Raw genomic sequence first — 9888 nt, 5'->3', positions numbered from 1 at the left:
CCACGCCTAGGGACACGACCGAAATTCCACTCAGCCCCACTGTGCAATTTCCCCGAGCCACCTCTCGTGAGATCGGCGATTGGCGCCTCAAGGATCCTGCGTAACGTCACCTACCAACCCCCTAGCAATGTCGCGCTCGGCAAGGTGCCGTCATAGATCCCTGCACTCAATGTGTTGCCGTCGGTGGGTCCATCCTGCGCCAAGGTAGTAATCAAGACCACGTCTGACTGTCCGGGATGCGGGGCTGCGGCCGCGGTGCCCAGCCTGCGGACGAAAGGGGCCGGAGACCGAGCCAATGTGGCCGAGGTGATAGCCGCAAGCTTCTCGCGTCAGTTTGAGTACGAGGGCGCTGAGGATCATGGGCCGGATCCGAGCAAGGAGCGGCACGCTGGTCGGCTATGGCTAGCGACCCGTGAACCTCAGCCCATTTGCATTTGCGACAGACTCGCTCCGGCCACAGTGGCCTAATCGTAGCGTTCAGCGAGCCGAACCAAGCCTCAGCGTTGACTTAACTGTGCGCGCCAGCCGACATGCGCTGTCCGGCACCGCGTCGCTTCGCGCGAGTCGCCGGGCTCATCAGGAGATCACGCCGCCGCAAGTCGACCCCTGAAAGGCCAACGGCCCCCCAGTCGCCAAACTGGAGGGCCGTCAAAATCGTGGTGGCCTGTGAGGACCGGCGTTGATGCCCCTCACAAGCCATGAGACGCCCCCAGGCGTCAAGCGAAAGCGCCAACTTTCGCAACGGTGAGGCTTTGCCTGTGGACCGGACGCCCTAACCGACGGCCGGAACGACCTGTCGTGGCCCGACAAGGGCCCAAGAGGGATGTTTGCAGACAGGATCCGCCGCGCCATCGAGGCGGCGAGCCGAATCACACTGCCGCAGGTGACGGCCCAACTCTGGCGCGCGTTCGGGGACGGGCAGATCACCGAGGTCGAGGCCGAGTGCCTCTCTGCCTTGATCGAGGCGCGTACGCTGAACGGAAAGGTAGCCTGCATCGGGCAGTCGCCGAGCCCGGCAGAGCCGCAGCCGGCTAGGGATGTAGATACCCCCCAAGCTCTTCCAGGAAGCGCAAGGCGGTCGGTAGGTTCGCGCCCGCGCTCGGATGCCTCGATGGAACGTCGCCGCCGCTGGGCAGCCTCCGGGCGACTGCCGCCGGGGCTGGCAGCGCGGTTCACCCTGGCCGAGCAGGCGGTGCTGGCGCTGATAGCGGCCGAGACTGCCCGCCGAGGTGATTGCCGGCTGGCAGTCGGCCACGCGGCTGCGATCGTCGGGGTGGCCGAGACCACCGTGCGCAACGCCATCCGCGAGGCCAGGAAGCTCGGGCTGGTCACCGTCGAGGAACGGCGCATCACCGGCTTTCGCAACGACACCAACATCGTCCGCATTGTCGCGCCCGAGTGGACCGCCTGGCTGCGTCTGGCTCGCAGGATCCATTCCGCCTTAGTTCCTGCGCGTCCCGGTATGGCCAAGGCGGGAGGGTGCAATTCCCCGAACCGCACGCCTACTGAAGTTATAGTCCTGTCAGAATCGAGGAAAACGGAACCCTTAAAAAGCTGCCGAGAGGCAGCGGGCGACCTCAACCGAGCGGCGCCTCCGAGAATCCGAGCGGGTGGTAGAACGGCCAGAGCCATGCGCTGAGGGTCTGAGCCCGGACGGTCTGACGAACGCGTTTGAGGCCGCGAGTTCACGCGCGTAGACGCGCCCGCTCGGATTCGAGACGTAGGAACCGGATGGGCGATGATGCGCCCGCGCTGCTCCTCGCTCCCGCCACCGAGACCGCTGGGCTGCGTGGATAACGCGCCACCGGTCAGGACTTGTTGCTGAAGACTGCCAGCGATGCCGGGGCGGCTGCACGCCCACATCGAGGTCCTCCAAGCCGAACATGACGCATGGCAGCCCTATGTCGAGCGGCGTACTCGCCACCGCCCCTGATCCGCCCGAACGGCCTCGGTCAACGAGAGATCGACCGGGGTCGTGCCGTCAAACCAGTTTTATTTGTTTCGTACGATCTATCTACCAATGGGCATTAATCGGTGAAGGCGTATTGTTTCGTACGATATGGCCGAGCTGCTGACCGACCCGACCACCCGGACCTATTCCGGGCTGACCGACGCCTACGCGTTCTTCAATGCCCGGCTGTTCACCGGCCGGCTGCCTGCGTGCCTGATCACCATGCAGCGCAAATCCAAGACCTACGGCTACTTCGCCGGACGCCGCTTCACTACGCGCGATGGCGTCGAGATCACCGACGAGATCGCGCTCAACCCCAGCTACTTTGCCGAGCGCTCGACCGAGGCGACGCTGGCCACCCTGGTCCACGAGATGGTCCACCTGGAGCAGCAGCACTTCGGCACGCCGTCCCGACCCGGTTACCACAACCGGGAATGGGCGCGGATGATGCGCGCGGTCGGGCTGATCCCGACCGCGACGGGCGAGCCGGGCGGCAAGCAGACCGGGCAGCAGATGGATCACTGCATCGAGCCGGGCGGCCGGTTCGCACGCGCCTGCACGGAACTCGTCGCAGAGCTGGGCTTCAGCGTGCCCTACGTCGAGCTGTGGGATGAGGCCGAGCGCGAGGCTCGGGAGCGGAAGGCGGCGAGCAAGACCCGGTACACGTGCCCGGGCTGTGGAATGAACGCCTGGGCCAAACCCGGCGCTCGGCTCGCCTGCGACGCCTGCCACCGATCGATGGAGATACAGCGGCAGTGACGGGCAAACACATCATTTTTGTTTCGTACGATCTATCGACGACGCGCCGCTGAGGAAATCGGATTGAGGGACGTTCCGAGGCCTGTGATGACGAGGTCTGTGAGGTGATAGGATCGCAGGACAAACCCCAGGATGCTCAGAACCGCCCGCGTACGGACGCCTCGATGGAGCGGAGACGCCCCTGGGCTGCCACGGGCCGGGTGCCGCCCACCGCAACTGCCGAGTTCACGACGGCGGAGGCCGCGGTCCTGGCCAGGACCGCTTTTGTACAGAGTTCGACACGAGAAGGTATCAGCCATGTGGTTCGTGACGATGACCGCCCCAGACCAGATCACGGTGCGCCGGGATCTCTCGAACGACGCCTTGCTGAGCGCCGTCGAGGATACCGCCACCGACCACGCCATGATCGACGCCGACCTCGCGCTCGTCACCGGTGACGAGAGCCTGCTCCGGCCAGGTCGTCCTTTCCTTGAGGTCGCTTCACTCATCCCGGGGCGTCCGCCGGAGTTGGTGCGCGCTCCGGCTGCCCTGGTGCATCTCGGGTCGGACCTGGCGCTACGGGATCTGGCTGAGCGACCCGGAGGGGTCGCCGCGGTGGAAGCGCACCTCGCCACAGGCCTGCGCTGGTGGTGGCCGGTGCTCATCGACGGAGTCGTGCACCTGCGCGACGCGACCGGTTGCGTAGTCAAGCAACACCCGGCGCTCGCTTACGCGGTCTTCACGGAGGACGATTTCGAGGACGACTTCGCCAACAGAGTTCCTCCCCTGTAGGAGCCTCCGCCCGTCTTCGATCCGCTCGTGGCCTCAGGGTGTCGCGCGTTCATCAGGCGTCTGCTCAGAGGCGATTGTCCGGGAGTCGTCGCGAGCGCCACGCCCGCGTTCAATCCAACAGCCAGGCCACCGGCCGCCACGCGAACACCCGGCGCAGCAGGCGACGGGTGACAAGGGCCGCCAGCCCAGCTCCGAGCATGAGCCAAGCTGGGCCCCAGGCGATGAGCCCGTCGCGCAAGCTCAGGTAGATTACCGCGGGAATACCGCCGATCGGCGCGACCGTGCCCTCGGTCCAGAGCGGGAGTTCGCAGTACCGCCGGTTCGACACGGCATCCAGCTTGAGCTGCGACGGGGTGCAGGACTGGCTCATCTGGCTGCGCAGGTCGGGGTTGGCCGCGACCAGGGCGAGCCACGCCGAGCCGTCGGGGCGCTGGGTCAGGCCCGCCCACTTGGCATCCAGGCCGAGCGTGTCCCTGCGCCCGAGCCAGTAGCCCGCGCCGCCGCACAGGATGCCGCTGGCCAGGACGATCGCGGCCGCCCAGAGGCCGACCTTGCGTGCACGGGAGCGCTCCAGCTCGGTGAAGTGACCAGCCGCGGCCTCCGCCACCGCCGCGCCGGTCCGCTCGGCGAGCGCGGCGTGGGCGGCCTCGACCCGGGCGGTGGCGGCCTGCGCCACCGGACCGACCGCCCGGGCCGCGGCCCGCTCGACCCGCTCGGGCACCGCGTTGATCGCCTCCGGGATGGTTTTGGCGGCCTGCTCCAGCAATCCGCCGACCGCGAGATACACGACGGTGGGATCGTCGGGCGTCAGGCCGATGTCCATCATCCGCCGCCAGGCCAGATCCCGGGTCGCCGGATCGAGGCCCAGGGCTTGGGCGGCCCGGTCGAAGTTGAGCTTGGCGTCGGGGTGCATCGCGGCCTAGCCCCAGACGCTCAGAGGCCGAGGAGCGGGCGCAGCTGCTCGAAGGCGACCGCCGACTCGCGCAGGTAGCGCGCCACGTGCGAGCGCTCGGCGATGGTCAGGCGCGGCGCGGCGGCGGCGACCGCGAAGGGCAGGGCATCGGCGTCGATCTTGGCGAAGGTCCCGGCGGGCAGGGGCGGAAGGCTGATCTCCAGGCCGCCGAGCTCCTCGAGCAGGCGGCGGCGGACGTTGCCGCCGCGCTTCTCGCCATTGCCGTCGACGTAGCCGTGCCAGAACGGGAAGTCGGCCTCGGCCTTGCCCCAACGGGTGTTGCGGATCGCGACGTGGTCGACCCTGTCGCCGGCGAGCTCGATCCAGCGGTCGACCGACTGGGTCGCGGCGACCTCCGAGGAGATCAGGTGCAGGACGACCGGGCGGTAGCCCTGGCCGTTGAACGCGGCGAGCAGGTCGTCGAGGCCCTCGCCCATGTCGGAGATCCGGGCGAGGTCGGCGAGGCTGCCGCCGGCGAGGTCGTGGACGATGAGCGGCTCGCCGGAGGCGACGCAGTTGAGCAAGGTGGCGCGCTGGTCGTCGGCACGGATGTTGTAATACCCGACACCGATGCTCGGATCCTGCTCCTCCCGGAGCTCGCCGGCCTCGTCGCGGGTGCCCATGACCCGCAGGAGCGAGCCGACGCCGCCATCGGCGTCGTAGGCGGCGACGCGGGTGCCGCCCCCGCGCAGGTACTCGACCAGGGTGCGGGCGGTGACGCTCTTGCCGACCCCGCCCTTCTCCGAGGTGATCAGGACGACGCGCTTCTGCCGCGAGGTGGTCGGCGTGCGCGTCTGCTGTGCCCGTGCCATGGTGTCCTTCCGATCCGATGCTTCTGGGCCGCTCGCAGGGCTACAAGTGCTTGGTGCTGAGCCGGTGCCCGACGACCGGGTGCGAGGCCGGCGCGTGTCCCCGCGCCGGCAGCGGGTCGGGTGCGGCGACCGCCGACTGCGCCACCGGAGCGGGTCGGTGTGGCGCGGGCGCCCGCTGGGTCTCGGCGGCTGGCTGCGAGGCGGGCTTGCCGCGCCGTCGCACGGGCCTGTGGCCGGCGAGCTCGCGCGCGGCGCTGCCGATGTACTGGCGCAGGGTGGCGAGGCTGAGCCTGACCCCCTTGAGGGCGAGGAACTCCTGGATCTCGGCGTCGGTCCGGCACCTGGCCTTGAGCGCCTTGATCTCCGGGAGCACGGCCTTGACCGAGGCGTAGCCGGAGGGCTTGCGGCTCGGGGCGAGCCTAACCTGCTCGCGCAGGAAGGTGCGCAGCGCCTCGTGAGGATCGGGTTCGGCGGCCTCGCTCATCGCCATCAAGCCTCGCGCCATGCCATGGTCATGTCACCGGCGGTTCGCAGCACCGCCACTTCGCGGATAACGGCCGTGCCCGCGCGAGTCTGCGAACCGCTTGGACCCGTCATTCTGAAGCGATGGCATGATACCATGGCCGAGCTTACGGCGGCGATGGACTGGGCCTGCCTCGGACCTGCCTGTGGATAAGTACGGCCCTACAACTCGAAACGGAGACACATCACGCACCGATGGTGCTGGGCGGCGGCCTGGCTTGCGGCTAAGCTGTTGCCAGATCTCATAGCCCCGCTGTCCGGAGCCCGCGCATGGCCCGCCGTCCCGTCCGCGTCGCCCTGGACGAGGCCCTGTGGGCGGCGGTGGAGGCGGCCGCCCGGGCGCGCGGGATCGCGCCGTACCAGTTCGTCGAGGAGGCGCTCAAAGCCGCGCTCGGCCCGTCCGAAATCGTAGCCCGTCTGGGCGAGCTCACCGAGGCGGCGTCGTCGAGCGCCCGCGAGGCCCGGGCGAGCGCCGCGGCCATGGAGGACCAGATCCGGGTGATCTCCGACTTCATCGTCGATCTGTACCGGGCGGAGGCCCGGGCGGGCGACGATACCGGTTCGGCTTAAGGCCAGAGGCGAGGCCTGAGCGATGATGACCTGCACGCGGATCACCAGCGTCGAGTACTACGAGTCGATGGCGCGCCAGATCTGGCGCGAGGCCGGGCTGAGCACGCCCGACACCCCGCTCGACGATACGGCTGCGGTGTACGCTCGCAAGGCGGCGGCCGAGGTCGCAGCGGAGGGCAGCGCGGCATTCGAGACGGCCTACGCGGCGGCGTTCGACCGGGCGCTGGCGACGCTGCGCCGGGGCCATACCGAGGGCCGCGACCAGGTCGCGTACTATACCGACAACGGCGCGGGCGAGGCCAACGGGGTGTGGTGGACGCGCGGCTCAGAGGCAGGCCCAAGTCCGGACCCATTCGGAGATCCGTTCCGGCTCTGCCCGGACGGGGTCGAGGTCGACGGGCGGGTGCTGCGCGATCTCGCGGCCGGGCGCGACCCGGGAAGCCTGGAGCCGCTGGTGCGGGCCTCGGCGAACGGCCGGCGCAGCGTCGGCTACGACCTACAGTTCGCCGCGCCGAAGAGCGTGAGCGTGCTCGCTGCCTTCGCCGGGCCGGAGGATCGCGCGCGGATCCTCTCGGCGCACGACCGGGCGGTGCGCCGGGCGCTGGACTACGCCCACGCGGCCGGGCTGATCGTGACCCGGACCGGGGCGCAGGGCCGGGACCGGGCGCCGGTGGCTGGGGTGAGTGCGGCGGTGTACCGGCACTTCACCTCGCGGTCGCAGGACCCACAGTTGCACAGCCACGCGGTACTGCTCAACCTGTGCGTGCGGTTAGACGGCTCGACCGGGGGCCTCGACAACCGCGCGATCCTCCGGAACGCCGGTGGGATCGCGGCGCTGTACCGGAGCGAGCTGGCGAGCGGCCTTCAGGCGGAGCTGGGCTATGAGGCGGTGCGAGCCGGGCGCAACTTCGAGATTGCCGGGGTGGCCGAGCCGGTGCTGGAGCTGTTCTCGAAGCGGCGGGCGGCGATCGAGCGGGCTGCGCGGGAGCGAGGTTTTTCTACCGCCGACGACCGGGTCGCGGCGCAGGCGGCCGCCCACGGCACCCGGGCGCGCAAGGATCGGGAGACGCCGCTCGCCACCCTGGAGGCGGAGTGGGAGCGTCAGCTGGGTCAAGCAGGCTGGGCGCGCGAAGCCCTGTTCGAGGGCGTGCGGATCGCCACGGACGGGATCCGCCAAGAGCGGACGGGAGCGGCACCGGAGCGGCTGCAGAACTTGGCCGAGGCCGGCCTCTCCGAGGCGCTGGCGATGCAGGCGGTGGTGGAGGAGCGTGCGCTCGTGCGCCAGATCGCCGAGTCTCTGCAATGCGAGGCCGATGCCGACGCGGTCCTGGAAGAGGTCGAGCGGCTGCGCCGGGACGGAGGCGTGGTCGAGGTCGGGCGCTCGGCTGCTGGCGAGCGGGTGTACGCGAGCCCGGAGATGATCGAGGCCGAGCAGGGGATGCTGCGTCGGGCCTACGCCAGGCAGGACGAGCGCGACTTCGTCCCAGAGGCGGTGGTCACGCGGGTGCTGGCGGAGCGGCCGAGCCTGCGCGCGGAGCAGCGGGCGGCGGTACGACACGCGCTGAACCGCGATGGACTGAGCGTGGTCGAGGGCAGCGCCGGCTCGGGCAAGTCGTACGCGATGGCCAGCGTCGCCGAGGCAGTGCGCGCCAGCGGTGGCGAGGTGTGGGTGATCGCGCCATCGTGGAAGGCGGTCGACGTGATCCGGACCGACACGGACACGGCTGAAGCGATGGCGCGGGCGGTGACCGGGTTCCTCAACCGGATCGACAAGGGCGAGATCGCGCTGGGGCCGCGGGCGACCGTGATCGCCGACGAGGCCGGCATGATCGGCACGCGGGATCTCGCCGCGCTGGTCGAAGCCACATGCGCGGCCGGGGCGAAACTGGTGCTCAGCGGCGACACGCGCCAGCTCGCCCCGGTGGTGGCGGGCGCGCCGATGAGGCTGCTGGTCCGGGCGCTTGGCGCGAGCCGGATGGACGAGATCCAGCGGCAGCGCGGGCGCAGCGAGGCGGAGGGGGCTTGGATGCGGGCGGCGAGCATGGACTTCGCCGCCGGCCGGACCGCGAGCGCGCTCGAAGCCTACGACCGCGGCGGTGCGGTCATCTGGGGGGTGGACCGCGAGGCCACGATCGCGGCGCTGGTCGACGCCTACGCCGAGAGCCGCCTCGACCCCGAGGGAGCGGAGCGGACGCGGGCTGTGCTAACCGGCTGGAACAAGGACGTGCGCGAGCTGAACGCGCGGATCCGCGACCGGCTCAAGCACGACGGGCTGCTGCCTGAGGGGGAGGAGGTCGAGATCGCCGCGATCCCACGCGGCGGAAACCGGGCCGAGACGCTGGCGCTGACGGTCGGCGATGAGGTCATCTTTGGAGAGAGCGTCGAGGTCGAGGGCCAGACGATCCGCAACGCCGACCTTGCCCGGGTCGAGGCGCTCTCGGGTGATCCGGGCGATCCGGTGCTGACGTTGAGGTTGGCCAAGAATGGGGCGCGGTTGAGCGCCCGGGCGAGCGCGCTGGTCGGGTTCCGCGAGCGGGGTGAGGCGCGGGACCCGCGCCTGCAGCACAGCTACGCGATGAGTACGCACGCGGCCCAGGGCGTCACCGTGGATGAGTCGTTCGTGGCCGACCTGCGCGGCACAGGGGCGGAGGCGACCTACGTGGCGATGACCCGCCATCGCCGGACGGCGCGGCTCTTCGTCGACACGGACCGGATCCGGGAGCGGCTGGAGGCGGCGCGCTCCGGCATCCGGCCGGAAGAGCGCGGGCTGCCAGATAGCCGAGGCGCTGCGCACCCGGATCTCGCCCCGGTCAGCCACAGCGAGATCCGGCAAGCTTTCCTGTCGGAGTCCGCAGGCAGCGCCGGCAAAGCCAACGTGGCCGACTTCGCCGGAGGCGACCTACGTGCTTGGTGCGGAGCGCCGATCCGGTCGCGTGATGTCCCCGTGCGGTCCGGTGGCAGGATGGGCCTGGAGCGCGAAGGAGCTTGGAGGGAAGCCATCGCTGGGATCGCCCCGGCCCCCGAGCGTGAGCCATCGCAGGCTGCTCAGGCGCTGAGGCAGCGCATGGACGAGCGCCTGCACGCACTTGCGGCCTACCCGGCCCCGAGCATTGAACATGCGGACCGAACGATCCCGCTCGCGCCCGATGGCCGGCGGCAGCGGAACCGGATCCGTCGGCTCGCCGCGATCCTGTGGCAGGGGCTCAAGCGCCAAGTCCGGATCACCGTAGGCGCCGTAGATGGCGCGCTCCCGAGGTTAGTGGAGCGGCTCTCCGCCGACCTTCTGCTCGACCCCAGCGGTCGGCTGATGTTGGTGCGCCGGGATCCGCTCGGCCACGTCGTCGGGATCGAGCGAGGACGTGAGGATCGAGCCGGAACGGCAGTCTCTATGCCACCATGCCCAACGGGTCTGATCCAACTGGGTGACCGCCGCGCACCAAAGCGGATCTACGTAGGACGAACGGAGAGAGAGGCTCTCGGCCTCTACCAGCAGGACGAACTGCCAGACCGTAGCTTGCTCTGTGTCTTGGGTGTAGCGCGGCGATCTGGAT

8 protein-coding genes are annotated in these 9888 nt (G+C 69.9%); 5 read left to right on the top strand and 3 right to left on the bottom strand.

Going from position 1 to position 9888, the window contains the following annotated elements:
- The first annotated feature begins 823 nt into the window (after nucleotides 1–823).
- The 3 genes from MFF22_RS11850 (at nucleotide 824) to MFF22_RS11835 (ending at nucleotide 3481) form a co-directional block, all read left to right on the top strand.
- The gene (locus tag MFF22_RS11850) at nucleotides 824–1639 is read left to right on the top strand and encodes a helix-turn-helix domain-containing protein (RefSeq protein WP_078947368.1); all 816 of its coding nucleotides are present in this window, start codon (nucleotides 824–826) and stop codon (nucleotides 1637–1639) included.
- 420 nt (nucleotides 1640–2059) lie between these two features.
- Nucleotides 2060–2710 carry a SprT-like domain-containing protein gene (locus MFF22_RS11845; RefSeq protein WP_053611247.1) on the top strand — a complete coding sequence of 217 codons (651 nt, stop codon included), beginning with the start codon at nucleotides 2060–2062 and terminating at the stop codon, nucleotides 2708–2710.
- A gap of 297 nt (nucleotides 2711–3007) precedes the next feature.
- Nucleotides 3008–3481 carry a hypothetical protein gene (locus MFF22_RS11835; RefSeq protein ID WP_053611248.1) on the top strand — a complete coding sequence of 158 codons (474 nt, stop codon included), beginning with the start codon at nucleotides 3008–3010 and terminating at the stop codon, nucleotides 3479–3481.
- Between the two features lie 109 nt (nucleotides 3482–3590).
- On the opposite strand, the gene MFF22_RS11830 is transcribed toward MFF22_RS11835, so the two are convergent.
- Genes MFF22_RS11830 through MFF22_RS11820 form a run of 3 tightly spaced genes read right to left on the bottom strand, consistent with a single transcriptional unit; the run spans nucleotide 3591 to nucleotide 5750 of the window.
- A complete protein-coding gene (locus tag MFF22_RS11830) occupies nucleotides 3591–4394 on the bottom strand; it encodes a hypothetical protein (RefSeq protein WP_053611249.1) in 804 nt (267 codons plus the stop codon).
- A gap of 20 nt (nucleotides 4395–4414) precedes the next feature.
- Entirely contained in the window at nucleotides 4415–5245 is an 831-nt protein-coding gene (locus MFF22_RS11825) for a nucleotide-binding protein (protein ID WP_053611250.1), read from the bottom strand.
- A 40-nt stretch (nucleotides 5246–5285) separates the two neighbouring features.
- On the bottom strand, nucleotides 5286–5750 hold the full coding sequence (locus MFF22_RS11820) for a hypothetical protein (RefSeq protein WP_238249172.1): 465 nt from the start codon (nucleotides 5748–5750) through the stop codon (nucleotides 5286–5288).
- Between the two features lie 287 nt (nucleotides 5751–6037).
- On the opposite strand from MFF22_RS11820, the gene MFF22_RS11815 reads away from it, so the two are divergent.
- Together MFF22_RS11815 and mobF are read left to right on the top strand one after the other, a co-directional pair.
- A complete protein-coding gene (locus MFF22_RS11815) occupies nucleotides 6038–6337 on the top strand; it encodes a hypothetical protein (RefSeq protein ID WP_238249171.1) in 300 nt (99 codons plus the stop codon).
- Between the two features lie 22 nt (nucleotides 6338–6359).
- On the top strand, nucleotides 6360–9888 hold a 3529-nt coding region (mobF, locus tag MFF22_RS11810), incomplete at its 3' end, for a MobF family relaxase (RefSeq protein WP_238249170.1).

Source organism: Methylobacterium persicinum, assembly GCF_022179525.1.
GTDB lineage: Bacteria > Pseudomonadota > Alphaproteobacteria > Rhizobiales > Beijerinckiaceae > Methylobacterium > Methylobacterium persicinum.
The sequence above is the reverse complement of the archived record's forward strand: the minus strand, read 5'-3'. Positions and strand labels throughout refer to the sequence as shown.